This is a genomic window from Brevundimonas sp. UBA5713, assembly GCF_002419815.1.
Lineage (GTDB): Bacteria > Pseudomonadota > Alphaproteobacteria > Caulobacterales > Caulobacteraceae > Brevundimonas.
Genome location: NZ_DIGV01000045.1, coordinates 17,676 through 41,821, shown reverse-complemented (window position 1 = coordinate 41,821; position 24,146 = coordinate 17,676). Strand labels below are relative to the sequence as shown.

The following is a 24,146-nucleotide window of genomic DNA, read 5'->3' as shown; positions in this document are numbered from 1 at the left end:
CCGGAGCTGGCGTCGGGACCGGAGCCGCCTTGGGTGCCGGAGCCGGAGCGGCCGGCACAGGTTCCGGCTGCGGCGCAGGGCGCGGCTGCGGGGTTTCAGGGCCAGGCGTAAAGGTCGGGGTAGTGCCTTCCGGCTCTGCGGCGTCGCGGTAGACGCGGATGCCGTCTTCCGGATTAACCGGCTGGGCGTCCAGCGGGGCTTCGACCTTCATGGTCTCGACGGGCGTGCCCACAGCCGGCGGCGCATCAGTCGAGGAACGCACGCCCGAGCGATAGAACATCACCACCGCCACGACGAGCAGCAGCAGGATGACGGCGCTGACGATCAGGGTGATCGGCGGAGACTTGGACGCCGGCGCGCGGCGCGGATCATATCCGCCACGGCTGAACGGCAGATCGTCATCGCCGGTCGGCGGCGTGTATGCGCCCCGGTCACGGCCGGAGTTCGGGTTGCCACGGTGATCGTCGTCGTAGGACATGGTCGCGCCTTCAAAAGGGTTCGGCCGCGCGCGAATCGGTACGCAGCCGGTTGAACTCTATCCCCCCGCCCCCTCAGTTTCGAATCACAGATCGAGGCCGAGGTCGAGACTGAATAGTTTTCTGTGCACCTCGATGGCGTAACGGTCTGTCATGCCAGCGATATAGTCGCACACCGCCCGCGCCCGCTGCTGACGGTCGTCGGTCAGGGCCGCGACCTGCCATTCGGGCGGCATGATCTCGGGTTCGTCCATGCACAGATGGAACAGCTGGGCCAGTACGCGGCGAGCCTGACTGCGCGTGCGGTTGACGCGGTAATGGCGGTACATGCGCTCGAACAGGAAGCGGCGCAGCACGCCCAGCTCTTCCATCATTCCGGCAGAGAACTGGACCAGTGTCTCGGGGGCCAGACGCACATCCTCGACCGTTTCGATGCGGTGCGACGTCAGGCGGTGCTCGGTTTCGGCCAGGACATCATCGACCATAATACCGATCATGCGGCGTACGGCCTCCAGACGCAGCATACGGTCGTCGATCGACGAATAGTCGGCGCGCGCCGCCGCTATGGCCGGACCGATCAGGGGGATTTGCGCCAGATCGTCCAGTGTGAACAGGCCCGCCTGAACGCCATCGTCGACGTCATGGTTGTTATAGGCGATGTCGTCGGCAATGGCCGCGCACTGGGCTTCCAGCGAGGCAAAGGTGCCCAGACGCAGGTCCCAGTTCATGGCCCCGCCCGTGTGGTACTCGGCCACCTTGGCCCATGCCGGTTCGTCCAGATGGTGCAGGACGGGACCGTTGTGCTTGACCACACCCTCGACGGTTTCCCACGTCAGGTTCAGGCCCGCAAAGGCCGGATAGCGCATCTCCAGCTCGGTTACGACGCGGAAGCTCTGCACATTGTGGTCAAAGCCGCCATAGTCGGCCATCAGCAGGGCCAGCTCGTCCTCGCCCGCATGGGAAAACGGCGGGTGGCCCAGATCGTGGGCCAGAGCGATGGTCTCGGCCAGATCGTCGTCGAGGCGCAAGGCATGGGCCAATGAGCGGGCAATCTGCGCCACTTCCAGCGAATGGGTCAGCCGCGTGCGATAGGTGTCGCCTTCGTGGGCGACGAAGACCTGCGTCTTTTCCTTCAGGCGACGGAAGGAGGTGGAATGGATGATGCGGTCACGGTCGCGCGCAAAGGCGGTACGGGTGCGGCTGGGGGCCTCGGGGATGCGGCGGCCGCGGCTGGACTCGTGCTTTTCGGCGTAGGGGGCGCGTTCGTTCTGGATCACGACATCAACTTTGATCAGGACGGGCCTTTTAAATGCCCGCGACAGCCTCATATATAAGCGCGTGAGCACCGTCCAATCCACAGAACAATCCACAGCGGCCTTTTCCATCGCCACGCGCGCGCCGGAAGGCATCACCCTGTCCGAGGCTGCCGCACGTCGGCTGGCGGCGTTGTCGCAGGCCGAGGGCAAGGCCCTGATGCTGCGCGTCGCCGTCGAGGGCGGAGGCTGTTCGGGCTTTCAATATCTGATGGATCTGGTCGAGGACGCCCAGCCCGACGACCTGCGCATCGAGCGTGACGGTCAGACGGCGCTGGTGGATCAGGTGTCCGTCCCCTTCCTCAAGGGCTCGGAAATCACCTTCGTCGATGAACTGGCCGGAGCCCAGTTCGTGATCCAGAACCCCAATGCCTCGTCCAGCTGCGGCTGCGGCGTCAGCTTCTCGATCTAGGCGGTTTCGCTTTTATTGGCGGGCGGCGGGGCCGCGCGGTCGCGTTTGCGCTTGTCGCGGATCATCAAGACGACCGCGACAATCAGGCCCAGACCCGTCACGCCGACGGCAATGGCCAGTTGGCCGATGAACATCCACTGCAGCATCTTTTCCGCCAGCCGTCTGACCGGCGGCAGGAAAGGCAGCACCAGCATGGTGGCCAACACCACCACGCTTACAACCCTGCGTACGATTGATTTTACGGCCACGGCGTCCCCTTACCCATGGCGGATGATCTAGCTGGACAGGCTTGGCCGTAAAAGGGCGGATATGAAAAAGGCCTCCCGAAGGAGGCCCTTTCCTATTTGGTGATCTTCTTGCCCGCCACGATGCCGAGCACCAGGAAGATCAGGAAGATGACAATCGCGGCAATCGCCAGGAATTTGGCAATACCAGCCGCTGTGCCCGCAATACCGCCAAAGCCCAGAATACTGGCGACAACAGCGATAATCGCAAAAATAATGGCCCATTTAATCATCGTCTTCTCCTGAACAGTTCAGAGAGAAAACGGAGGGACACCCTCGAAGTTCCAAATGGTGCTGGACCAGCGCCCCCTCCCTCGGTCTGAGGAAGGGGGCGCTTTCACAGGTCAGCCCGGATCAGGACAGCTTGGCAGCGATGGCCGTCAGTTGTGCCTTGAGGGCAGACAGGCGGCGCGTGGTGGCCGCATCCGTTTGGCTGCTGGTCAGCTGTCCGGCAAAGGCCTGAAGCTGGGCAGCCAGAGCGGCGTCCTTGGTGCCGCCGTCTACGCTGGCGGTGGCGCGGGTCAGCGCCTGCGTCAGCGGTTGCAGCACCTCGGTCGAGACCGCATTGGCACGCGACAGCTGGTCCACATAGGCCTGAGCCACGACGGGGTGGTCGGGCCATTTCACAGGGAACTGCTGCTGCGGGTTGAAGGTCAGGCCTTGGTCAGCCATAGCCGCCGCCGCGATTTCCGCGGCGCTCAGCTGGTCGCTGGGTTGCAGGGCCAGCACATCCAGACCGCGTACGATTTCGCTGGCGTAAATCTGGCCGCCATAGAAATAGGCCGACCAATAGCCGCCGAGGATGGCGTGCTTTTCATCGATCGGACCACGGTCGAAATAGGCGATCTCGTAGGCATTGGCCGAGTCGGTGAAATCGAGCACCGACAGACCGCCCTGATACCAGGCCTGCACCATGATATCGCGGCCCGGCACCGGCACGATGGAGCCGTTGTGCGCGACGCAGTTTTCCGTCTCGTTCTGCGCGACGGGCAGTTTGTAATAGCCCTTGAACTCCAGCTTGCCGTCGACGATGTCGTAGATGGCGTTGGCCCCCCACGTCAGCGGGTCCTGAACACGGCAACGTGGACGCGCGCCGCCGCCCCATTCATCGGTGAACAGCACCTTGGTGCCGTCATTGTTGAAGGTGGCCGAGTGCCAATAGGCAAAGCCCTTGTCCGAGACGGCATCGATGCGCTTGGGTGCGCGCGGGTCGGTGATGTCGAAGATCACGCCATTGCCCGAGCACGCCCCCGCCGCCAGATTGTCGGTCGGGAAGACCGTAATGTCGTGGCAGTGGTCGGTGCGGGCGGTGTCCTGCGTGCCCTCGCCGTGGTTGCCACCCTGCCATAGACCGGCAATGCGGCCCGTGGCGTCATCGGCAAACACGGTCGGGCTGTCGATGATGCGGGCGCGCTCGGGGTTGGCGACCGGAATTTCGATCACATCGATGCGGAACAGGGCGGTGCGGTCATCGCCTGCCACCGGCCCGACGCAGCCGGCCAGCTCTTCCTCTGGTCGGATGGAAGACGTGCCCGAGTTGAAGACGATGATCGAACGTTCGTCCGACTTGACGATGGAGTGGGTGTGCGAGCCACGGCAGGTCTGGACCTGACCGACCTGTCGGGGCTGTTGCGGGTTGGAGATGTCGAAGATGCGCAGGCCGCGGAAACGATCAGTACTGACGCGCTCCGCCACGCCCTGACGGCCACAGTCGACACGGCCACTGGTCTGTTCCACCGACATCAGCAGGAAGTTGCCGACGATGGACACATCCCCCTGCCCGCCCGGACACACCACCGAGGCGATCAGCTGGGGCTGGGCGTTCTGAACCACGCGGAACAGGTTGAAGCCGTGGTAGTTGCCCACCGCCATCAGGTCACCCGAGAAGGCGATGTCGGTATTGGCAAAGTTGAGGAACGGCCCGCGCTTGGAGAACTGGCCTTCCTGATTGCTGGCGCTTTCACTGCGCTCTGCGGCAGCGGCACCCTCGCCCTTGGGCGGCAGCGGCATGGGCAGGCCCGCCGGATTTTCCGGATCAAAGAAGCCTGCGGGCTTGGGCAGATTGGCCAGCAGGGTCAGGTTACGGCTCGCCTGTTCGGCGTCCGCAAAGCCCGCCTTCAGACCCAGACGCGGATCTTCGGCCAGTTGGCGCAGCACGGTCGTCATGCGGCCGATCTCGGCCTTCTGGTCGTTGTTCACGTCATTGACGAACTGGAACAGCATCGGATCATAGGCTGAACCGGACCGTTTCAGCAGGTCCTCGACCATCTGGATCGCACCGGCGTGGTGGGCGATCATCAGCTCCAGAAACTGGCGGTCGAACGCCACGCCGCTGGCCGCGGCCAGAGCAGCCATCTGGGCGGGGGTGGCCATGCCTGCCATGGTCGGCGCAGCCCCGTGCGAACCATGGCCACCGTGGCCGTGGTGGGCGGAATGATCTTCTGCCGGATTGGGCGCGCTCTCGCCGCGCTCTCGCAGCCATTGCTGCATGAAGGCGATCTCGTCGGCCTGCGAGGCATTGATGCGGCCCGCCACCTCGGTCAGCGCCGGATTGTTGGTCCGCTCGCGCACCAGTTCGGCCATTTGCACGGCCTGATAATGGTGGTGGATCATGTCCTGCATAAAGCGGACATCATCGCTGGAATAGCGGTTGTGCGCGATGCGGGCGGCGTCTTCGGCGCTGAGCGTGCGCGACACCTGTCCCGGTGCCCCCGGCTGAACAATCGGCACGTCCTGCGCCATTGCCGCACTGCCGATCAGTGCAAAAAACGAACATCCCATCAGCAGACTGACGGTGCGGCGTGGTCCCTTAGCCATGATCGGCCCTTCCCCTTCATATATCGGAGCGACTAGAACCTAGGCACAAATGTGGCGCAATATGAAAGCGCGGCTTTCGGACCAAATGTGAAGGATTCTTGTGTTCTCTCTCGCCAGGGCTGCGCGTTTAACAGGCCAGACGTGCGCCTTCGCACGCCACGATTGAGAAACGGGCCGTCCGGCCGGCGGGAGGATTAAGGATGTTGGCGCTGTTTATGGCTTTGGGCATGGCCTCGGTCGGTGCGACCGAGACAAGTGTCACGCTCGCATCGGAGCCTGCACCGCTTTACGGCACCATGCTGCGGCCCAACGGAGAACTGGTCGCGGGCGCGATCATCATCCCCGGCAGCGGCCCGACCGATGGCGATGGCAACAGCCCGCTGGGCGTGCGCTTGGCCTCGCTGAAAAAGCTGGCCGAGGGATTGGCCACCTACAACATCGCCACCGTCCGCATCGACAAGCGCGGCGTGGCCCGAAGCCAGCCTGCAGGATTTTCGGAGTCCGAACTGCGATTTGACCAGATGGCCGAGGATGTGCGCGGCTGGGCCACCCAGACCGCACGGGCGCTGAACCAGCCCTGCGTCTGGCTGATCGGCCATTCCGAAGGTGCACTGGTGGCGCAGGTCGCCGCCAGCCAGCCCAATAGCGACATTTGCGGTCTGGTGTTGTTGTCCGGTGCCGGACGCCCCGCGGGCTTTGTGATGCGCGAACAGCTGGATGGACAACTTCCGGAGCCTCTGAAGACCCAAGCATTTGAAGCGCTGACAGAACTGGAAGCAGGCCGCACCGTCTCCGATAGCCCGCCTGCCTTGGCCGCTCTGCTGCGCCCCTCGGTTCAGCCCTATCTGATTTCGTGGCTAAAATGCGATCCCGCCAAACTGGCCGCGGACTATCAAGGCCCGATGTTCATTGGCCAGGGCACCACCGACCTGCAAACCACCGTCGCCGACGCCCAAGCGCTGGCCGCCGCCGGCCCCGAGGCGCAACTGAAACTGTGGGAAGGCGTGAACCACACCCTGACCGCCGCCCCTGCTGACCGCGCCGAAAACCTAGCCACCTATGCCAATCCCGAGGCCCCGCTGGCCGATCCGGTTCTGACCGATGTGGCGGTCTTTATCCGGTTCAATGCTCTGCAATAAGGGGGCTTAGCCGTCCAGTTCGCCGCGCGCCTTGTCGAACAGGGCAAAGAAGCGTTCGCGCACGCCTGCGGCGAAGGGGTTGTCGCGCTCGATGGCCTGATAGACGGCAGGGCTGTCGTGGCGGACCATGTCTACGCCCTGCATGACGCGCTCGAAGCTGGCGGTCGTCATACGGGTGGGCAAGGGTTCCATGTTCAGCAGCACCTTGGCGATCAGGTGGGTCAGGCCCTGAACGGTGGCGGCCTCGCGGTCGTGGTCTTCGGGCGTGACGCTGAACACCTTGAGTTTCAGCACCTTGCGGCACCATGCGGCGGTGCGGCAGGCATCCTTGGTGCCACGCACCTCGCAGATGGCGATGCGCAGGCCCGCCAATCCGTTCTTGGCCGATTGTGGGCCGAACAGCGGGTGGGTACCGACGATGCGGACGTGAGCGGGCAGCAAACGCTGCATCGCCTCGGCCGGTTTCACCTTCACCGAGCCGACATCCAGCACCAGCGCGCCGTGGCTCAGCATCGGCGCGATCTCGGTTAGCGTCTGTTCCAGAACACCGACCGGAACGGCCAGTATCACCACCGGACAGGCTGCGGCTTCTTCCAGAGAAACGGCGGTGACGTAGTCATCATCCGCCGCCAACTGCGGATCAAACGCCCGCACCTCGAACCACTGCGACAGGTGTTGCGCGGTCAGTCTCCCGAACGCGCCATAGCCGATAAGTCCAAGCTGCGGGCGCTGCACGGTTACAGGGTTTCCTGGAAGCGGACCGGCTGGCCGTGGGCGGTGCCGATCAGTTCGCCGTCCTGCATGACCACGCGGCCTCGGATGATGGTGGCCACCGGCCAGCCTTGAACTTCGCGGCCATCAAACGGGGTCCAGCCACAGCGGGTGGCTTGCTGGTCGTGGGTAATGGTCTTGGTGGCTTTCATGTCCACGATGGTCAGGTCGGCATCATAGCTAACAGCCATGCGGCCCTTGTTGGCGGTGCCGAACACGCGCTGTGCGCCGCCCGAGGTCAGGTCGATGAAGCGTTCCAGCGAAAGGCGACCCTTGTTCACATGGTCCAACATCAGCGGCACCAGCGTCTGCACACCCGGCATGCCCGACGGCGAGGCAGGGTACGGTTTGGACTTTTCTTCCTTGGTGTGCGGCGCGTGGTCCGAGCCCAGAACGTCAGCCACGCCCTGCTGGATGCCCCACAGCCACAGGGCATCGACGTGCTCCTGCGAGCGGATCGGCGGGTTCATCTGGGCATAGGCACCAAGGCGCTCATAGGCTTCGGGGCCGACCAGCGTCAGGTGCTGCGGGGTGATTTCGACTGTGGCCACATCCTTGTGGAAGCGCAGGTATTCCATCTCCTCACGCGTGGTGACGTGCAGCACGTGGATGCGCGCGCCCGTTTCCTTGGCAAGGTTCACCAAACGGCGGGTCGAGCGGATGGCGCTCTCACTGTCACGCACCTCGGGGTGGCTGGTCCAGTCGCCGGTGCGGGCCAGTTCGCGGCGCTCGACCAGACGGTATTCGTCTTCCGAGTGGAAAGTCGCGCGGCGCTTGGTGTTGGTGAGAACCTTACGCACACCCTCGTCGTCGGCAATCAACAGATCGCCAGTCGAAGCGCCCATGAACACCTTGATGCCGCACACGCCCGGCAGGCGCTCCAGCTCGCCCAGATGGTCGGCGTTTTCGTGCGTGCCGCCCACGTAAAAGGCGTGGTCGGTCCACATGCGATTGTTGGCGCGGGCCAGCTTGTCTTCCAGCGTGGTCGGGTCGGTCGTATTGGGGTTGGTGTTCGGCATTTCGAACACGGCCACCACGCCGCCCAGAGCCGCCGCGCGGCTGCCGGTCTCCAAGTCTTCTTTCCATTCCAGACCCGGCTCGCGGAAGTGGACCTGAGTGTCGATCACGCCCGGCAAAACCGTCAGGCCCGTGGCGTCGAACACTTCACCTGCCGAGGCTTGCGACAGGTCACCGATAAAGGCGATCTTGCCGTCGATCACACCGACGTCGGCCTTACCCCGCCCCGCATGGTTCGCCACCTCACCCCCGCGAACGATCAGGTCATAGGTCTGACTCATGGGGGTCTGGGTCATGGGGAAGGCTCCGACGGGAAGGATTACAGTCGGACGGTCTTCTACGCCCTGTCAGGCAAAAGAGAAAGGATACGCCATTAGCGTTTTCACCGCGCGGTCAGGCCGCCTGTTCGGTCAGGTCGGTGATGAACTTCAGCGTCTTTTTCAGCACGCGGTCGGCGGGCAGGTCCATCATGTGCTGGATATGCTGGTTCAGGCGCGGGTCCAGCTCTTTGTATTCTTCCAGCGTGCGCGGGCCGCGCACGGCAATGCCCGTCCACGGGCGGCGCTTGGTTTCGTCGGACGGGCCGAACACGCCGACCGTCGGCACACCCGCAGCCACGGCCAGCTGGGTCCAGACGCTGTCGCCGCCGATGAACAGATTGGCATGACGCAGGGCGGCGGCGGTTTGCAGACGGGTCAGCTTGCCCTGAAGCTCGATCACGCGATCGCGGCGCACGGCAAAGCGGATGGTGTGGGCGGCGTCGCGGTCGGCCTCCTCGCCTACGATCATCAGGCGACCACCGGCCAGCGGACCACCTTCGGACAGCAAAGGCCCCGCCACCTTGGCGAAACGTTCTGCGGGCCAGCGCTTGCCGATCCAGTCCACGCCCGGACCGATGGCCAGAATGGGTTCATGCCCGCGCGGGATGAAGCTGTCGGCGATGGCCATGGTTTCAGGGCCAAAGAACAGTTTCGGCGACGGGATCTCATCCAGTTGCAGCAGGCGCGCCGCCTCTTCGACCGGATGGACACCCGGCTCGGACGGGCCCTTTACCGCGCGGCGCTGGCGACGCAGCTTGGTCGAGATGTTGGAGCCGCGCATATCGACAACCAGACCCCAGTTGGTGCCGCGCAGCTGGTTCCACAGCGCGACCCAGTCCCAGCTGCGGTCTTTATCCAGCACGATCAGCTTGCGCAGGCGCGGCACATCGGCAAACAGCGGCGCGGTGGCTGCCGATCCCACCACGGTGAAGTCGGCATGCGGGATCATTTCCACCAGATGCGCGAGAGCGCCGGAGGAGAGGATGGCCTCTTCCGGTGCGGCTTCGGCGATATAGAGGATAGGGAAACGCCCGTTCATAGCGCTAGCCTAACTGGATTCTTTCGCAGTTTCAGCGGCAACGGTGCTGAAATATCCGTTATCGCGCGAAATCGACGCGGCAGGCCCCCTCCCAACCACCAATAGTGATCGCCGCACGGTCGGATTGGCCGCAGCCCGCCAGGAAATGCGGCTGTATCGCGAGCGATCTTCCTTCGCTAAACAGCGCCCATGTCCCTGCCCCTACTTCCTGACCGCGATTGCGGTGGCTGCGTCGAGTGCTGCCGTTACATCCCGCTGGACCTGCCCGAACTGGCCAAGCCGACGGGGCAGCTGTGCCACTATTGCGTCGATGGCTCAGGGTGTTCGGTGCATGCCATCCGCCCGCAGACCTGCCGCATCTGGTTCTGCCTGTGGCGGGCGGTGGAGCTGTCGAATGACTGGAGACCGGACCACAGCGGCGTGATCGTGCGCCCCGACGGGGTGCAGGAAGGGATCATCACCCTCTATGTCATTCGTCCGAGCGAGTTTCTGGCGGGTGAAGACTTCTTCGCCACCGTAGCGCACTGGATCGCCGAGGGGATCCAGATCGCCCTGTCGGTACCGGGGCCGGAAGGCACCTATCCGGTGCGGGCCGTGGTGACCGATTACTTGCGCCCAAGCATCGAAGAAGGCGACATGGAGGCGTTTGTCACCCGCCTGTTTGCCGCTCTGGACAGCCTGTCGGCTTCCGAGTTTCAGCCGGACGGCATCGAGGCCCGCTATCAGGTCGTCTGATCACATCAGATGAGACCTTCATTTCGCAGGGGTGTGCGCCTATCTGATGGCCATGCCTATCGCCCGATTGAACAGCCGCGCCGTTATCGCCGTCACCGGCCCTGAATCCCGCCATTTCCTGCACAATCTGCTGACGCAGGATGTGGAGACGATTGCCGCCGCAGAGCTGCGTTTCGGGGCCCTGCTGACGCCGCAAGGGCGGCTGATGGTCGATGTGATGATCTGGGGTCAGGACGACGGCGTGCTGCTGGATGTGCCAGCCGACGCGCGTGACGGACTGGTCCAGCGCCTGTCAATGTACAAGCTGCGCGCCGATGTGCAGATCGCCGCCGATGACCGCCCTGTGCTGGTGGCTTGGGGCGATGTGCCGGACAATTTCATCGCCGATCCGCGCCTTGCTAGGTTGGGCGGTCGTGCCATCGGGACAGAGACCCTGCCCAATGCGACCGAGACCGACTGGCACGCCCATCGTCTGGCGCTGGGCGTGGCCGAGGCGGCCTATGATGCGCCCAAGGACAAGACCTATCCGATCGAGGCGAACTTTGACCTGATGAACGGCATCGACTTCCACAAGGGTTGTTTTGTCGGTCAGGAAACCACTTCGCGCATGAAACGCCGCGGCACGATCAAGAACCGCCTGCTGCCCTTCACCTTCGAGGGCGACGCTCCCGAGGTGGGCACCGAAGTGCTGAATGTCGAACGTCGCGCGGGTGAGGTGACCAGTGTGCAAGGCCAGACCGGCATGGCCCTGATGCGGCTGGACCGCATGGAAGGCGAACTGACGGTCAATGGCCAGCCGGTGACTGTGACCCGCCCCGCCTGGGTGCCGGCGCTGCCCTTCGCAGAGTAAGTAGCCCGCGTCGGGTCGGGAGGTCCCGCAGGGCCGACGATCGCGGGCCAGAATAAAAGCACCGCGTCGGGTCGGGAGGTCCCGAAGGGCCGACGAGCGCGGGCAACTGAAATGCCGCTTGCCAAAGCGGAACATTCTGGCAACATTGTTCGATGACCGATACACCCCTGTCCCGCTGCAAATGGTGCGGTACCGACCCGCTGTATGTTGAGTACCACGACATCGAATGGGGTGTACCCGAGTACGATAGCCGCGCGCTGTGGGAAAAGCTGGTGCTGGACGGGATGCAGGCGGGTCTGGCGTGGATCACCATCCTGCGGAAACGCGAAGGCATCCGCGATGCCTTTGCCGGTTTCGATCCTGACAAGGTCGCCGCCTTCGACGATGCCGATGTCGAGCGACTATTGAACGATGCGCGCATCATCCGCAGCCGCGCCAAGATCATCGCCACCATCCAGAGCGCCCGCCTGTTCGTGCAGATGCGCGATAATGGCGAGGATTTCAGCCAATGGATCTGGTCCTTCGTCGGCGGCAAGCCGATCCAGAACCATCTGGTCGAGGGCGAGCCCTACCCTACCCAAAGCCCCGAGAGCGTGGCCCTGTCCAAGGCCCTAAAGAAACGCGGCTTCAAATTCGTCGGGCCCGTCATCGTCTATGCCTTCATGCAAGCCTGTGGCTTGGTGCAGGATCACATGGTGAGCTGTTTCCGCTATCGCGAACTGGTCGACTGACGACGCAGGTCAGTCCTTAAGCTGAGCAGCGTCATGGCCCCCATGGCGGCCACAGCGGCAGCGAGGGCTAAGGGACCCATGAACTGATAGGCCAGAGCCCCCAGCCCTGCCCCGACCGCCAGCCCCAGCCACAACAGCAGGAACGGCACCCAGCCCCAGCGGTCGCCGCCGAACAGGGCAACGGTGATGCGCTTGCCCATCTTGACCAGCGCGCCGGTCATATAGGTCAGGCCCACACGCACATCGCCGTCTTCGCCAAAGACGGTGTTTTCGGCACCCATGGCCATGGCCAGCGGCAGGGTGGCCCACAGCCCTGCCCCGACCAGATGCAGCATCAGCGCCAGCGCCAACAAGGCCGTCACTGCGCAAAGGATGATCGTCCGTCGCCAGCGGGCGCTGATCCGGCCCAGCGACGATCCAGCCACTACGCCGAACACAAAACTTGCGATCAGCAATCCGGCCAGACCAACCCCCATCCGCCCCTGCACCATGCCGACGCTGAACAGGGTCGAATTGCCGCTCATGAACGAGACAAAATAGCCGCCGGACGTCAGAAACCCGACCGCATCCACAAATCCGGCCACGCCCGAAAAACAGACGGCCATCCATCGTGACCTGCGGTCCAGTGAAATCATCGCGCGTTTTCCAAGCCCTGCGCCGTCACCCTCGGCGGCGCGCCCTGACGCATAAAGGTATAGGGCCACTGCGGCGCGCGTGCCAAATCCGTCGGTCAGGTCGCCGCCCGTGACCACAGCGCCTGTCCCTGCATCACCAACAGGCCCGCCATCACAAGGGCCAATCCGGCCAGACGGTGGATATCGACGGGGCGGGCGGCCAAGCCCACAAGGCCAAAATGGTCGATCAGAACTGACGCCAGCATCTGTCCAGCCAGCGCCGCAACGATGAAACCTGCCGCTCCCAGTCGGGGCATCAGCATCAGCGCACCGGTGATGTACAGCAGGCCCACCATGCCGCCGATCCATACCCACGGCGGCGTATGGGCCAGTTGACCGAGAGCCGGTGCTTTGACCCGCGCCACGGCCAGTATGGGCGCGATACAGATCAAACTGACGCACAAGGACACCACAGAGCCCCACAAGGGATGGCCCAAGGCGCGCCCCATGGCGGCGTTGGCCCCCGCCTGAAAGGGCACCACGGCACCTGTGATGATGGCTCCGAGCAAGAGAAGCAGCGACGGGGTTTGCATGACGGTCAATCTCCTTTTGACCGCTTCATCGACCATTGGCTGAATAAATGGAAAATCGATGTTATTATATTCATCATGCACACAACGAATAATCTTCGCAGCGTTGATCTGAACCTGCTGGTGGTGCTGGAGGCCCTGCTGGCGGAGCAGCACGTGTCGCGCGCAGCCGTGCGACTGAACATGAGCCAGCCCGCAGTCAGCCATGCGCTGGCGCGGCTGCGCCAACTGTTTGATGATCCGCTGTTGATACGCCACGGAGGCGGACTGACGGCCAGCGCGATGGCACAATCGCTGCGACCGGAACTGACGGCCACCTTGGACGGTGTGCGTCGACTGATAAGGCCGGAACCGTTCGAGCCCGAGCGCGCCCGCCAGACTTTCCGGCTGGCCATGTCCGATTATGGATCACAGGTGGTGTTACCGGCGCTAACCCGGGCTTTGCGTCGGGAGGCTCCGGGCATTCAGATCAGGGTCGTGCACCTGTCGCGCGAGGCCACCCTGCGGGCCTTGCAAGAGGCAGAGGTGGACGTGGCGCTGGGCGTCTTTGCCGATGCGCCTGCGCCGATCCGGCAGCAGACCCTGTTCAGCGAAACCTTTGCCTGTGTGGCCGACCGTTCGCATATGCCGCCCGCGGGCGGACTGTCCTTGTCCGAATATCTGCAACGCCCGCATCTGTTGGTGGGCATGCCCCCGGATGCAGGCTCAGAAGTCGATCGCGCACTGGCGGCCCTGGGCCATCGACGCAACGTCGCGATTAGCGTGCCGCACTGGAGCACGGCGGCTAATCTGGTGATCGGCACAGATCTGGTTCTGACGGTCTCCAGCCGAACGCTGCGGCCCTATCGCACGCGCGGCGATCTGGCCGTTTTCGAACCGCCCTTTCCCGTGGCGGCGTTTGACTTTTCCCAAGCGTGGCATGAACGGCATAGCGCCGACCCCGCGCACGAATGGCTTAGACACAAGATCGCCTCGGTAACTCAGGCCTAGATACGAAGACCCTCTTTTCCCGCTTCCGATTACCCGCCATAGACCCACAATGACCACCAAGCCCAAACGCACCAAAACCATCAAACCTCCGCTGACCATGGATCTGGAGAACCATCTGGCGGCGGTGTGTGGCGGGCTGGTGTGCGGGGTGGACGAGGCCGGGCGCGGGCCGTGGGCGGGGCCGGTGACGGCGGCGGCTGTGATCCTGAACCCCGACGACATTCCGGCTGGCCTGAACGACTCCAAGGCGCTGACGGAGAAACGGCGCGAAGTGCTGATGCCCGTCATCAAGGAAAAGGCGCTGGCGTGGGGCATAGGCCATGCGTCGGTGGCCGAGATTGATGCGCTGAATATTCTGAAGGCCACCCAGCTGGCGATGCAGCGGGCCATTTCGGCTCTGTCGATCGCACCTGCGGGGGCTTTGGTCGACGGCAACTACAAGTTTGATCTGCCGTGCAAGGTGGATGTGGCCGTGGGGGGCGACGGGCTTTCGCTCTCTATCGCAGCGGCGTCCATTCTGGCCAAAACGACGCGGGACCAATTGCTGGTCGAACTGGATACCCTTTATCCGGCCTACGGTTTTGCCAGACACAAGGGTTATGGGTCGGCGACCCATCGTGAGGCATTGGCCCTGCATGGCCCCTGCCCCGAACACCGTAGCAGCTATGCGCCGATACGGGCTTTGCTTGGCCGTGAAGCCGCCTAGATCAGGACGATCGATCCCAGCAGCATAAAGACGGTGCCCACAGTGACCGCGGCCAGAAGATAGGCCGACCGGACCATGTGCTCTTCACTGTCGGGATCGGGGGCGTCTACGAACTCCGCATCATCGATCTGATCCAGATCGTCGGCGAACACATCGGCGAAGGGTTTCAAGGCGCAGCGCTCGTGATCGGCCTTGCACAGAAGTTGCCACTCGACCGAGCGGCGCGATGCGCGACCCAAACGATCCGCGGTGCGGTACGCTTCGGCCGCCCGACCAGGGTCTGGGCGAGCCTCTTTCACGGGGGGCAAAAACGAAACTGACATATGGTCGAAACGACCGTTTTCAGCCTGCGTTCCAAATGGCTAAGTTAGACAAAACAATGTCTTACAAAGCGATCGCCGAACCGATCCCTGAGTATTTTTACTCGGGGGCGGGCATTACCCCTGATAAATCAACGGGTTTTTCTGTAGCTACAAACAAGCGCTCGAAGTTTTGCAGTCGCCCGACGGTGCCAACTTTTTCGCCTTTTAGATTATGGATGCCTATGCGCGCGCCCACATAGCGGGGTCGGGGTATCTCCAGCACCTGCACATATTTGCGGCTGGACAGCATGGCTTCCAGCTCTTCGCGTGACAGATAGCCTTCGTCGTTGAAGCTGACGACCAGATTGGGAGCGTTCAGCCCTTCGATCACGCCTCTCAAGGCCGGACCGATGGCAGGGCGGGAGTTGAAGGCGCTCTTGCGCTGTCGCACGTCCACGCGCTTGCGGGCCACGCCATAGGTTTCCGGCTTGTCCCACAGCACCAGACTTTCCCAGCAGTGATAGTTGGCCAGATAGGAATGCTGATTATAGGGCGGGTCCAGATAAACGAGGTCGGCCTCGATCTCGGGTGCAATGTCGATCGCGTCGGCCTGGGTGGCCTTGCACGGGCCGCCGACGACTGCGGGCAAGAGTTCCGGCAGGCGCAGCTTCATCGGTTTCAGCGCGCGCGGGGCCCATTGCTTCATATAGGCCATTTGCAAGCCCGCCGTGGAATCCACCCGGTCGGCAGCTTCCATCAGCGCGACCAGAACCACGGCCTTCAGTTCGGGCTCCAAGCCCATCTGTTCGATACGCTCGCGCATGGCATCGATGCGTGCGCCATTGTCGGGGTGGAAGAAGCGGGCCTCTTCGCAAAAGGTTCTCGTGAACCATCCGGCCTGCGGCGTGACGGTTTCCAGCTCGGCCAGAATGGCGGTCGCCTTGTCGGCCCAGACCTCGCGGTCGGCCTGTACATAGGCGGTGGCAAGAGCGTGGGCATAGGTGTTGTGGTCGTTCGACCAGACCCGATAGCGCATCTTTTTCAGGTGGTGCCCCACGCGGGCCGAGCCGGAAAACAGATCACAGACCTGACCGCCATCGGGCAGCACGGCCTGAATGGCCGCCCCCACCTGCCCCAGAAGGGCACGTTTGGAGCCGATATATTTGATCATGCGGCACACCGACTCATAGCTGCCATGGTAGCGCGCCCTACCCCATGACGGTCAATTGGGTGCGGCCAACTAAAGCACCGCCGCACCCACATTATGAAGGTCAGGCGCGGCCTGACCCCGCAGCTTCCTCCAGCATCGGACGCCCGAGGGTGCGCACCCAGTCTTCGAACCGGATCATCGGTCCGAAGCGGGCCTCCAGCGCGGGAATGTCGACGGCAGGTTTGAAATAGCCCTCGTCACACATCTGGGACAGGCGACGTAGCGAGGGCGTGGCGTCCAGAATATCACCACCGATGCGCTGATAGGTCAGCGGACGGCCAAGGGCCTTGGACAGGATATCTGCCACCTGACGGCCTGTAATGACATCGCCCCCGATCTCGAAAGACTGGCCGATATAGGTTTGCGGCGCGGCGAAGATGCCCGCCACGATCCGACCGATATCGCGCGTGGCGATGGCATGCATGGGTTCGTCCGCGTCCGACAGAAAACTATAGATGCCGGAGAAGTCGCCGCCCAACTGCAACAACAGTTCATGGAAACTGGGCGGGCGGATGATGGTGGCCGGCAGGCCGATGGCACGGATGTGGCGCTCGATCTGCGTCTTGCTGTCGAAATGGCCGAGGTTCAGCGGCTCGCCACCCGCAGACAGCACAGAACTGTACACCAGATGCTGGACGCCGTGCTTTTGGGCGAGATCGGCGATGGTCGTGCCATAGAGGATTTCCTCGGCATCGCTCACACCATAGGCCTCGCCCTGCCCCGAGCTGGGCTGGACGCTGAACACGCCATAGACGCCCTGCATGGCGCGATCGATGGAGGCCTTGTCGGACAGATCGCCCGCCATCAGCTCCACGCCATGATTGGCCAGTGCCCTCGCTTTCGGCGATGCCGGATCACGTACCAGCGCCCGTACCGGCCAGTTGTTTTCGCGCAGGGCCAGTGCGGCGGCTCCGCCCTGAAGGCCCGTGCCGCCGAAGACCAGAATGGTTTTGTTGGATTGGGTCATGGAGTCCTCAGTGCGTTTTTGAGGGAATGCGGGCGATGACTTTGATTTCGAAATCAAAGCCCGCCAGCCATGTGACACCCAGCGCCGTCCAGTTCGGATAGGGTGCGGCAGGGAAAATGTCGGCCTTCACCTTCATCACGGTGTCGAACTGGTTTTGCGGATCGGTGTGGAAGGTGGTCAGGTCTACGATGTCGGCAAAGGTGCAGCCCGCTGCGGCCAAAGTCGCCTCCAGATTGGCGAAGGCGCGGCGGATCTGGTCCTCAAGCTCTGGCTCGGGCGTGCCGTCGGGGCGGCTGCCGACCTGACCGGAGACAAACAGAAGGTCGCCGGACTGAAGGGCAGCGGAGTAGCCGTGCTCGGCATAAAGCGCGTGGCGGTTGGCCGGAAAAACCGGATTGATCTCGGACATGGTTGGGTGATCTCTCTCGATGACGACCGGCGCGGCGAACGGGACTGTCGCGACCGGACAAATTCAGATACGTTACGTATGTAAAGATGTTTAGATACGAGGCGTATGTCAATACACATACGTCGCGTATGTCATTTGGAGTGCACGGTTTGGCGCGCAAATCACGGGCCGAAATGATGGAAGAGACGCGTGGCAAGCTGATTGCGGCTGCGCGAAAAGCCTTTGCCGACAAGGGCTTTGCTGCGGCGAGCATGGACGAACTGACCGCCGAGGCCGGTCTGACGCGCGGGGCCCTGTATCATAATTTCGGAGATAAGAAGGGCCTGCTGGCCGCTGTGGTCGAGGCACTCGACAACGAAATGGTCACCCGCGCCGATGCCATTGTGCAGGCCAGCAAGCCCACCAGCGCGTGGGATGAACTGCTTGCGCAAGGCCTGGCCTATATCGAACTGGCGCTTGATCCAGAAATCCAGCGCATCGTGTTGAAAGACGGTCCGGCCTATCTGGGCGACCCGTCCCATTGGCCCAGCCAGAACAAATGCCTGCACCATTCCACGCAGACGCTGGCGAAATTGATCGGCGATGGCGTGGTCAAGCCCATGGATGCCGAGGCCGCGGCCCGTCTGGTCAATGGCGCGGCGATGGATGCCGCCCTTTGGGTAGCAGCCAGTGACGATCCCCACGCCACCCTGCGCAAGGCACAGGATGCCCTGCGCCATCTGATGAGCGGTCTTCTGGCTTAGGAGGGGGCGCGGGCCAGACGCAGAAGGTTGGCAGCCCCCGGTGCACCGAAGGGCGTACCCGCAAGGATCAAAATGCGGTCACCCGCCTTGGCCAGCCCGTAATCGACGGCTGCGGTAACGGCGTCTTCGGTCAAGCCTTCCAGCGATTCAGGCTGGCGACCCAAGCGCGGCTCCAGCCCCCACACCAGGGAGAGCCGGCGCGCTGTATCGGGGTTGGGGGTCAGAGCCAACACGGGCTGGAGCGGACGTTCGCGCGACATCCGCCGTGCCGTACTGCCGGTGGTGGTGAAGGTGACGATACAGTTGGACGAGGCGGCCTCGCTGGCCTTGCGGGCAGCCGCCACCAGAGCATCGACATCACCGATTTCCATGCCCGCGTGCTCGGCGTCCATCAAACCGGGCCACAGCGGGTCGCGCTCTACCCGCTCCATGATCCGGTTCATGATGGAGACCGCTTCCAGCGGATAGGCCCCGACCGCCGTCTCGGCCGACAGCATCAGGGCGTCGGCCCCCTCATAGACGGCATTGGCCACGTCCGAGGCCTCGGCCCGCGTGGGTGCAGGCGCGGCGGTCATGGATTCCAGCATCTGGGTGGCGACAATGGCGGGCACGCCGCGCTGGCGGGCCGCGCGCAGGATCAGCTTTTGCGCCACGGGCACGTCTTCGGGATGCATTTCCACGCCGAGATCACCGCGCGCGACCATCACCCCGTCGCAGTAATCCAGAATGGCATCCAGCGAATGCAGGGCCTGCGGCTTTTCGATCTTGGCCAGACAGGCGGCGCGCCCGTTCACCAGACCGCGCAATTCGGCCATGTCCTCGGGCTTTTGCACAAAGCTGAGCGCTACCCAGTCCACACCGAGGCGCAGCGCAAACTTCAGGTCCTCGCGGTCCTTGGGCGTCAGGGCCGAGACGGGCACGATGGCGTCGGGCACGGCCACGCCCTTGCGGTCGGACAGGCGCGATCCGCTTTCGACCTCGACGTCGGCCCACTGGGGCGTGGCGTCCAGCACGCGCAAGCGCACGCGGCCATCGTCGATCAGCAGGGCCATGCCCGCCCGCAGCGCCATAAAGATTTCGGGATGGGGCATCTGGACGCGTGTCTCGTCGCCCGGCGTCGGGTCCAGATCGAGACGCATGCGGTGGCCCTTCTCCACCCCGATATAGGTTTCTGCGAACACGCCCAGTCGCAGCTTGGGCCCTTGCAGATCGGCCAATATGCCCAAGGGGCGCTGGATGGCCATTTCTGCCCCGCGCACCGCCTTATAGGCCCGCTCGTGATCCTCGTGCGAGCCGTGGCTGAAGTTCAGGCGGAACACATCCACCCCTGCCTCGGCCAAGGCCTTGACCATACCCGGTGCCACACTGGCCGGACCAAGAGTGGCAACGATACGGGTACGACGGGCACGTTTCATCGGCAGGCTTCCTCGGGATTATGGCCGCATGGGGCGTCAAAGCGTCTGGCGCGCTTCCTAGCCACTGTTGTGCCAATGAAAAACCGGAGGCGACAAGCACCTCCGGTCCACAGAAACACGAGTTTATGGCGATTGCCTTACTCGATCGGACAGGCCGGAGCCTCGCCGAGTCCCAGATCCATGCAGCGCCCATCCACCTTTTTCAGGTCCACATCGATGATATTGGCCAGCGTCGGCGCGATATCGATGGTGCGTGCGGGCATGAAGCGTTCCTGACCCACACCATCCGGTGCCCAGAAGATGATCGGCACGCCACGGTCATAGTCCCACGGCTGACCGTGGCTGGACAGGTTGCTGCCCAGACGGCCACCGGTGGCCACGCCCGGTTGCAGGGCAATCAGCAGGTCTGCCGACACGCCGTCCACCACCGACAGGCGCATACGCTCGCGCACCGTCAGGATTTGCGGGTGCAGGCTGTCCGGCACCGGATCTTTCAGCAGGTCGTCCCGGAAGCCGACAAAGGCATAGTCACCCTTGCCGTGCAGCATTTCCACAGCCGCATGGGCGATCTGGGTGCGCAGAGGTTCGGCCAGAGCGCGTCCGGCCGTGTCGACGATACGCAGGCCCGACGAGCCGCGACGCAGCGGGTCGAAATCCAGTCCGAACTGTTGGCGCAGGGCCGCGTTGGCCTCATCCACCGGCTTGGTGTCCAGACGATGCGCGAACGGGAAACCGCGACGGGCGGTACGCTCGATCACGTCGGCACCGCCATGGTCGGCAGTCAGAGCCAGAATGACGCCGCCCTCGACATCGTCCAGACGGTCCAGCAGCGTGCCAAGAGCCGCATCCAGACGCACCAGCTGTTCGCACATTTCCGGACCTTGGGTGCCGAAGCTGTGACCGATGATGTCGGTGCCGGACAGGGACACGCCCAGCATATCTACGCCCTCGCCTTCACCCAGCTTCTGGCTGTCCAGCAGGTAAAGGGCGGCGGCGATGGTCTCTTCGTCATACAGCGGCGAGACAGGGAATTTGTCGACGGACGGCGGCACCATGGATTTGAAGGTGCCGTCCACGATATCGATGTCTTCGGCCATGGCCTGACAGCGGGCGATGTCGCCGCGCCAGCGCTGGCCGTTCTCGGCTGCCGGATAGCGTTTGTTGAACTCTTCGACCACCGACAGGCGCTGCTGGGCGGTCTCGCCCGGCTTAACGTAGGTGGTCAGGCCAAAGCCGTCGGTGAACCAGAAGGCCTGACCGTTATGGCCTGCCAAATTGAGCGCGCCGCGATCCTTGCCCGACACCGCCATCACGCGGCTGCCGGGATATTTGGCCTGCACATAGTCGCCCAGTGTGTCCACCAGCAGAAGCTCGGTGCCGACATTGCCGTTATCGGTCACAGCTCCATGCGCCAGAGTGTTAACCTTGGACGCCATGCAATAGCGGCCCTCGCCCGTCTGGTCGTCATTGCTGTAGTTGACGCCGATGCCGGTGTGGGTGGGATGCATTCCCGTCAGCACCGTGGAATGCCCCGGGCAGGTTTCCGTCACGCCATGGGTCTGGAAGCCGTTGGCGTAGACCAGACCCTCATCCATCATCCGCTTCAGACCACCGGTGAAATGGCGGCGGTACTGGTTGAACAGGTTCGAGCTGAGCTGGTCGACAACTACGGTCACGACCAGACGCGGACCGCTATAGGCTTCGTCTTCTGCGACCACAGCCGCAACAGCCGGGGTATTGACGGAAGCCAGCGCCAAAGCGGCAGCAGCAGCGGACAGAAGCAGACGTTTGAAGATCATCACTTACCAGAGCATGGACAGGCAGACTGAACCCTTAAGGCTTGGCCTTACCCCTGTCGCATGACGGATGCACGACAAACAACAGGCGCAAGGCCATTGGCCCCGCGCCTGTTGTATCGATACGACTCTGGCGTTCAGAGTGTGGTGCGAGCGGCGGGACTCGAACCCGCAAGACCTAAGCCGAGCGATTTTAAGTCGCTTGCGTCTACCAATTTCGCCACGCTCGCAGCGGATCAGCCGAACCGATTCAGTTCGAGGCTGCCGGTTGCGTGTTTGCCGCAGCAATGGCACGGAAGTCTACATCTGAATCGGCAATAAGTTTCACCAAGGCCACCCACGCCGCCACATTCTGCTGCATCTGCTTGGGATCGATCTTGTCGAAGGTGTCGTCAGCGGTGTGGTGCCAGTCGAAATAGCGGGTGGCATCCTGCTTCAGGCCAAAGACCGGAACGCCTGCACCGGCCAGCGGGGCGATGTCCACGCCGCCGAAGCGTTCGGGGTTGCCCGCTTCGATGTTCAGCGGAGCCAGAACGCGCAGGGCGATCTTTTCAAACTCGCTGCCCTGAACACCCGGCGGCAGGCCCAGCGCATAGACATTGTCGGCACCCAGATCGGATTCACCGGCGATGATGTGCTTTTCAACGGCATCGCCGATGTTGCGCACATAGACGGTGCCGCCCTTCACATAGGCTTCGGACGGTTGAGCCACTTCTTCGGCACCGAACAGAATGACGCGTATGGTGCGGTCCGGACGGCCTGCGCGGGCGATATGCAGGGCGGCGGCGACGGTGATGCCGCCGCCTGCGGCGTCATCGATGGCACCGGTGCCCATGTCCCAGCTGTCCATGTGCGAGCCGAGTACGATCACTTCTTCGGGGCGGGTCGCGCCAACGATCTCGCCGATCACATTCTGGCTGTGGCTCTCATAGGTGCGGGCCGCAGAGAACAGTTTCATGCGGATCGGCTGACCGGTAGCGGCCAGACGGGCCACCTGATCGGCATCGGGGGCCGACAGGGCAAACGACGGCAGGGGCACCTCGCCATCGTGATAGCCGGTGGTGCCGGTGTGCGGCATGCGATGGTGGTCAGAACCGGCCGAGCGCATCACGAAAGCCACCGCACCACGTTCCTTGGCGGCCTTGGGCCCAGCCGAGCGAACACGCGAGCGCGGCCCATACCCCGAACCCGTACGGTCAGCGACCATCTGGCCCAGATCGACCACGGCAATCTTGCCGTTCAGCGCGCCAGCGGGCAGCGCCATCAGGTCTTCCAGCGAGGTAAAGTGGGCGATCTCGGCCTCGATGCCCTCGGCGGGCGTCGGGATCGAATGGCCCAGAGCGGCGGCATAGAGCTTTTGCGCGCCGAAGCCGACGATCTCGGCGCTTTCGCTGCCGCGTTCCCAGCCGATCAGGGGGAAGTTTTCGATACGGACGTTCTGGAAGCCGTTCCGACGCATCCACTCGGCGGCCCACACAGCGGCAGCGTGGTCAGTCGCCGCCCCTGCCGGACGCGGGCCAAACAGGGTGGTCATGTCACGGGTGAATTCGTAGGCGATCTGGTCGTTCACGGCACTGTCACGCAGCGCCTCTGCGGCAGCGATGGTCGCTGCATCCTGAGCCACGGCGGGCGCGGTCATCAGACCCAGCGCGAAAACAGTGGCCAACAAGCCGGACTTGAACTTCATGGCATCCCCCTGCCCTACAGATAACAGGGGGAGCCTAGCGGGCAGAGGGTGCGACAGGAAGTCACAAATCTCTCTGCCCGCCGATAGATTTACTCGCCCTTGAAGAAGGGTTCGACTTCGCCTTGCAGCTTGACGGTCAGAGCCTTGCCGCGACGGTCAACTCGGTTGCCGACGGCCAGACGGACCCAGCCTTCGGAGACGCAGTACTCTTCGACGTTGGTCTTCTCTTCGCCCTTGAAGCGGATGCCGATGCCTTTCATCAGCAGTTCGGCGTCGTGATAGGGGCTGTCAGGGTCAACCGACAGGCGGTCGGGCAAAACGTCGGACATGACGGTCTTCCTTGGTAAAATCGAAGCGCGCTGAATAGCCGCCTTAGCGGCCAAAGCCAACCGATCAGGACAGACTTAAGCGGCAGGGGCTGCGGCAGGAGCCGCTGCGGGGGCCTGTTCGGCGGGGGCGGCGACCGGTTCACCGGCAGCGGCAGCGGCGCGGGCGCGCAAGGGAGCCGCCGCATAACGCTTGGCCAGTTTCTCGGTCAGCTCACGGGCCTGGGCGGGCTGCATCTGCGCCATGATGGCGGCCAGAGTGCGCGGACGCATGGCCTGAGCGACCGGCAGGCGCACATCGTCGTTCAGGGTGGCAAAGACAGCCGCCGCCTCGCGCGGACGCATGGCCGAATAGACGGCGACCAGCCGTTCATTCTCGGCCTTTTCCTGCTCGTCCCCCTGACCCAGCAGGCCGCCGATCTCGCCCTTCAAGCCTTCCAGTGCCTTGATCTTGGCGTCCAACTTTTGCTCGGCGGCGACCATCAGC

The 24,146-nt window shown here is 63.5% G+C and carries 26 protein-coding genes, 1 tRNA gene and 1 pseudogene; 8 read left to right on the top strand and 20 right to left on the bottom strand.

Going from position 1 to position 24,146, the window contains the following annotated elements; all coding sequences use genetic code 11:
• Together B3B04_RS11695 and B3B04_RS11690 are read right to left on the bottom strand one after the other, a co-directional pair.
• Positions 1-478: pseudogene (locus B3B04_RS11695) on the bottom strand (SPOR domain-containing protein); the annotation flags it as partial.
• Between the two features lie 84 nt (positions 479-562).
• Entirely contained in the window at positions 563-1,750 is a 1,188-nt protein-coding gene (locus B3B04_RS11690; RefSeq protein ID WP_292043168.1) for a deoxyguanosinetriphosphate triphosphohydrolase, read from the bottom strand.
• Between the two features lie 109 nt (positions 1,751-1,859).
• Here B3B04_RS11690 and erpA point away from each other — a divergent pair, with 109 nt between their 5' ends.
• Positions 1,860-2,201 (top strand): iron-sulfur cluster insertion protein ErpA, encoded by a 342-nt coding sequence (gene erpA, locus B3B04_RS11685; RefSeq protein ID WP_292043166.1) that lies wholly within the window; start codon positions 1,860-1,862, stop codon positions 2,199-2,201.
• On the opposite strand, the gene B3B04_RS11680 is transcribed toward erpA, so the two are convergent.
• From B3B04_RS11680 to B3B04_RS11670, 3 genes are all read right to left on the bottom strand, one after another.
• A complete protein-coding gene (locus B3B04_RS11680; protein WP_292043159.1) occupies positions 2,198-2,449 on the bottom strand; it encodes a hypothetical protein in 252 nt (83 codons plus the stop codon). The two genes, erpA and B3B04_RS11680, sit on opposite strands and share 4 nt — an antisense overlap.
• Before the next feature lie 92 nt (positions 2,450-2,541).
• Positions 2,542-2,718, bottom strand: coding sequence for a DUF1328 domain-containing protein (locus B3B04_RS11675; protein WP_292043158.1), 177 nt, complete (start codon positions 2,716-2,718; stop codon positions 2,542-2,544).
• Positions 2,719-2,839: 121 nt separating this feature from the next.
• Complete coding sequence (locus tag B3B04_RS11670) at positions 2,840-5,302, bottom strand: DUF305 domain-containing protein (protein ID WP_292043157.1); 2,463 nt, start codon at positions 5,300-5,302, stop codon at positions 2,840-2,842.
• A gap of 200 nt (positions 5,303-5,502) precedes the next feature.
• On the opposite strand from B3B04_RS11670, the gene B3B04_RS11665 reads away from it, so the two are divergent.
• Complete coding sequence (locus tag B3B04_RS11665; protein WP_292043156.1) at positions 5,503-6,441, top strand: alpha/beta hydrolase; 939 nt, start codon at positions 5,503-5,505, stop codon at positions 6,439-6,441.
• 6 nt (positions 6,442-6,447) lie between these two features.
• Here the strand turns inward: B3B04_RS11665 and B3B04_RS11660 are convergent, their stop codons facing one another.
• The 3 genes from B3B04_RS11660 to B3B04_RS11650 form a co-directional block, all read right to left on the bottom strand.
• A complete protein-coding gene (locus tag B3B04_RS11660; protein WP_292043155.1) occupies positions 6,448-7,176 on the bottom strand; it encodes a prephenate dehydrogenase in 729 nt (242 codons plus the stop codon).
• 2 nt (positions 7,177-7,178) lie between these two features.
• Positions 7,179-8,510: a dihydroorotase gene (locus B3B04_RS11655; RefSeq protein WP_292043164.1), complete on the bottom strand. Its 1,332-nt coding sequence runs from the start codon at positions 8,508-8,510 to the stop codon at positions 7,179-7,181.
• A gap of 112 nt (positions 8,511-8,622) precedes the next feature.
• Entirely contained in the window at positions 8,623-9,588 is a 966-nt protein-coding gene (locus B3B04_RS11650; protein ID WP_292043154.1) for a glycosyltransferase family 9 protein, read from the bottom strand.
• A 189-nt stretch (positions 9,589-9,777) separates the two neighbouring features.
• Here B3B04_RS11650 and B3B04_RS11645 point away from each other — a divergent pair, with 189 nt between their 5' ends.
• The 3 genes from B3B04_RS11645 to B3B04_RS11635 all read left to right on the top strand — a co-directional run bounded on the left by B3B04_RS11645 (position 9,778) and on the right by B3B04_RS11635 (position 11,904).
• Complete coding sequence (locus B3B04_RS11645; RefSeq protein ID WP_292043153.1) at positions 9,778-10,323, top strand: hypothetical protein; 546 nt, start codon at positions 9,778-9,780, stop codon at positions 10,321-10,323.
• 52 nt (positions 10,324-10,375) lie between these two features.
• Complete coding sequence (locus tag B3B04_RS11640) at positions 10,376-11,173, top strand: YgfZ/GcvT domain-containing protein (protein ID WP_292043163.1); 798 nt, start codon at positions 10,376-10,378, stop codon at positions 11,171-11,173.
• A 152-nt stretch (positions 11,174-11,325) separates the two neighbouring features.
• Entirely contained in the window at positions 11,326-11,904 is a 579-nt protein-coding gene (locus B3B04_RS11635; protein WP_292043152.1) for a DNA-3-methyladenine glycosylase I, read from the top strand.
• Here B3B04_RS11635 and B3B04_RS11630 read toward each other — a convergent pair.
• Together B3B04_RS11630 and B3B04_RS11625 are read right to left on the bottom strand one after the other, a co-directional pair.
• Entirely contained in the window at positions 11,883-12,656 is a 774-nt protein-coding gene (locus B3B04_RS11630; protein WP_292043151.1) for a YoaK family protein, read from the bottom strand. The genes B3B04_RS11635 and B3B04_RS11630 overlap by 22 nt on opposite strands.
• Positions 12,635-13,111, bottom strand: coding sequence for a DMT family transporter (locus B3B04_RS11625; protein ID WP_292043150.1), 477 nt, complete (start codon positions 13,109-13,111; stop codon positions 12,635-12,637). Before B3B04_RS11625 ends, B3B04_RS11630 begins: the two co-directional genes overlap by 22 nt.
• A gap of 75 nt (positions 13,112-13,186) precedes the next feature.
• On the opposite strand from B3B04_RS11625, the gene B3B04_RS11620 reads away from it, so the two are divergent.
• Together B3B04_RS11620 and B3B04_RS11615 are read left to right on the top strand one after the other, a co-directional pair.
• The gene (locus B3B04_RS11620) at positions 13,187-14,098 is read left to right on the top strand and encodes a LysR family transcriptional regulator (RefSeq protein WP_292043149.1); all 912 of its coding nucleotides are present in this window, start codon (positions 13,187-13,189) and stop codon (positions 14,096-14,098) included.
• Positions 14,099-14,147: 49 nt separating this feature from the next.
• Complete coding sequence (locus B3B04_RS11615; RefSeq protein ID WP_409516066.1) at positions 14,148-14,804, top strand: ribonuclease HII; 657 nt, start codon at positions 14,148-14,150, stop codon at positions 14,802-14,804.
• On the opposite strand, the gene B3B04_RS11610 is transcribed toward B3B04_RS11615, so the two are convergent.
• The 4 genes from B3B04_RS11610 to B3B04_RS11595 form a co-directional block, all read right to left on the bottom strand.
• Positions 14,801-15,043, bottom strand: a complete 243-nt coding sequence (locus B3B04_RS11610; RefSeq protein ID WP_292043148.1) for a hypothetical protein — start codon at positions 15,041-15,043, stop codon at positions 14,801-14,803. The genes B3B04_RS11615 and B3B04_RS11610 overlap by 4 nt on opposite strands.
• Before the next feature lie 181 nt (positions 15,044-15,224).
• The gene (locus tag B3B04_RS11605) at positions 15,225-16,277 is read right to left on the bottom strand and encodes a DNA adenine methylase (protein WP_292043147.1); all 1,053 of its coding nucleotides are present in this window, start codon (positions 16,275-16,277) and stop codon (positions 15,225-15,227) included.
• Positions 16,278-16,377: 100 nt separating this feature from the next.
• Entirely contained in the window at positions 16,378-17,283 is a 906-nt protein-coding gene (locus B3B04_RS11600) for an NmrA/HSCARG family protein (RefSeq protein WP_292043146.1), read from the bottom strand.
• Positions 17,284-17,290: 7 nt separating this feature from the next.
• Positions 17,291-17,692: a RidA family protein gene (locus B3B04_RS11595; protein ID WP_292043145.1), complete on the bottom strand. Its 402-nt coding sequence runs from the start codon at positions 17,690-17,692 to the stop codon at positions 17,291-17,293.
• Positions 17,693-17,841: 149 nt separating this feature from the next.
• On the opposite strand from B3B04_RS11595, the gene B3B04_RS11590 reads away from it, so the two are divergent.
• The gene (locus B3B04_RS11590) at positions 17,842-18,435 is read left to right on the top strand and encodes a TetR/AcrR family transcriptional regulator (RefSeq protein ID WP_292043143.1); all 594 of its coding nucleotides are present in this window, start codon (positions 17,842-17,844) and stop codon (positions 18,433-18,435) included.
• On the opposite strand, the gene pyk is transcribed toward B3B04_RS11590, so the two are convergent.
• The 6 genes from pyk to B3B04_RS11560 all read right to left on the bottom strand — a co-directional run.
• Complete coding sequence (gene pyk / locus B3B04_RS11585; protein WP_292043141.1) at positions 18,432-19,850, bottom strand: pyruvate kinase; 1,419 nt, start codon at positions 19,848-19,850, stop codon at positions 18,432-18,434. The two genes, B3B04_RS11590 and pyk, sit on opposite strands and share 4 nt — an antisense overlap.
• Before the next feature lie 137 nt (positions 19,851-19,987).
• Positions 19,988-21,649, bottom strand: a complete 1,662-nt coding sequence (locus B3B04_RS11580) for an alkaline phosphatase family protein (protein ID WP_292043160.1) — start codon at positions 21,647-21,649, stop codon at positions 19,988-19,990.
• Between the two features lie 142 nt (positions 21,650-21,791).
• Positions 21,792-21,876: transfer RNA gene (locus B3B04_RS11575), tRNA-Leu, on the bottom strand.
• 20 nt (positions 21,877-21,896) lie between these two features.
• On the bottom strand, positions 21,897-23,333 hold the full coding sequence (locus B3B04_RS11570; protein ID WP_292043140.1) for a M28 family peptidase: 1,437 nt from the start codon (positions 23,331-23,333) through the stop codon (positions 21,897-21,899).
• 89 nt (positions 23,334-23,422) lie between these two features.
• On the bottom strand, positions 23,423-23,662 hold the full coding sequence (locus B3B04_RS11565; RefSeq protein WP_292043139.1) for a DUF3297 family protein: 240 nt from the start codon (positions 23,660-23,662) through the stop codon (positions 23,423-23,425).
• Between the two features lie 75 nt (positions 23,663-23,737).
• Positions 23,738-24,146 (bottom strand): MotE family protein (locus B3B04_RS11560; RefSeq protein WP_414632075.1); only part of this gene is annotated, 409 nt, incomplete at its 5' end.

What these genes read in the sequence shown, in the direction of transcription:
- B3B04_RS11640 (WP_292043163.1), top strand. Translation starts at nt 10,376, where the DNA reads ATGCCTATCGCCCGATTGAACAGCCGCGCCGTTATCGCCGTCACCGGC.
- B3B04_RS11635 (WP_292043152.1), top strand. Translation starts at nt 11,326, where the DNA reads ATGACCGATACACCCCTGTCCCGCTGCAAATGGTGCGGTACCGACCCG.
- B3B04_RS11665 (WP_292043156.1), top strand. Translation starts at nt 5,503, where the DNA reads ATGTTGGCGCTGTTTATGGCTTTGGGCATGGCCTCGGTCGGTGCGACC.
- B3B04_RS11600 (WP_292043146.1), bottom strand. Translation starts at nt 17,283, where the DNA reads ATGACCCAATCCAACAAAACCATTCTGGTCTTCGGCGGCACGGGCCTT.
- B3B04_RS11595 (WP_292043145.1), bottom strand. Translation starts at nt 17,692, where the DNA reads ATGTCCGAGATCAATCCGGTTTTTCCGGCCAACCGCCACGCGCTTTAT.
- B3B04_RS11565 (WP_292043139.1), bottom strand. Translation starts at nt 23,662, where the DNA reads ATGTCCGACGTTTTGCCCGACCGCCTGTCGGTTGACCCTGACAGCCCC.
- B3B04_RS11570 (WP_292043140.1), bottom strand. Translation starts at nt 23,333, where the DNA reads ATGAAGTTCAAGTCCGGCTTGTTGGCCACTGTTTTCGCGCTGGGTCTG.
- B3B04_RS11650 (WP_292043154.1), bottom strand. Translation starts at nt 9,588, where the DNA reads ATGAACGGGCGTTTCCCTATCCTCTATATCGCCGAAGCCGCACCGGAA.
- B3B04_RS11655 (WP_292043164.1), bottom strand. Translation starts at nt 8,510, where the DNA reads ATGAGTCAGACCTATGACCTGATCGTTCGCGGGGGTGAGGTGGCGAAC.
- B3B04_RS11675 (WP_292043158.1), bottom strand. Translation starts at nt 2,718, where the DNA reads ATGATTAAATGGGCCATTATTTTTGCGATTATCGCTGTTGTCGCCAGT.
- B3B04_RS11625 (WP_292043150.1), bottom strand. Translation starts at nt 13,111, where the DNA reads ATGCAAACCCCGTCGCTGCTTCTCTTGCTCGGAGCCATCATCACAGGT.
- B3B04_RS11620 (WP_292043149.1), top strand. Translation starts at nt 13,187, where the DNA reads ATGCACACAACGAATAATCTTCGCAGCGTTGATCTGAACCTGCTGGTG.
- B3B04_RS11645 (WP_292043153.1), top strand. Translation starts at nt 9,778, where the DNA reads ATGTCCCTGCCCCTACTTCCTGACCGCGATTGCGGTGGCTGCGTCGAG.
- B3B04_RS11670 (WP_292043157.1), bottom strand. Translation starts at nt 5,302, where the DNA reads ATGGCTAAGGGACCACGCCGCACCGTCAGTCTGCTGATGGGATGTTCG.
- B3B04_RS11580 (WP_292043160.1), bottom strand. Translation starts at nt 21,649, where the DNA reads ATGATCTTCAAACGTCTGCTTCTGTCCGCTGCTGCTGCCGCTTTGGCG.
- B3B04_RS11605 (WP_292043147.1), bottom strand. Translation starts at nt 16,277, where the DNA reads ATGATCAAATATATCGGCTCCAAACGTGCCCTTCTGGGGCAGGTGGGG.
- pyk (WP_292043141.1), bottom strand. Translation starts at nt 19,850, where the DNA reads ATGAAACGTGCCCGTCGTACCCGTATCGTTGCCACTCTTGGTCCGGCC.
- B3B04_RS11615 (WP_409516066.1), top strand. Translation starts at nt 14,148, where the DNA reads ATGACCACCAAGCCCAAACGCACCAAAACCATCAAACCTCCGCTGACC.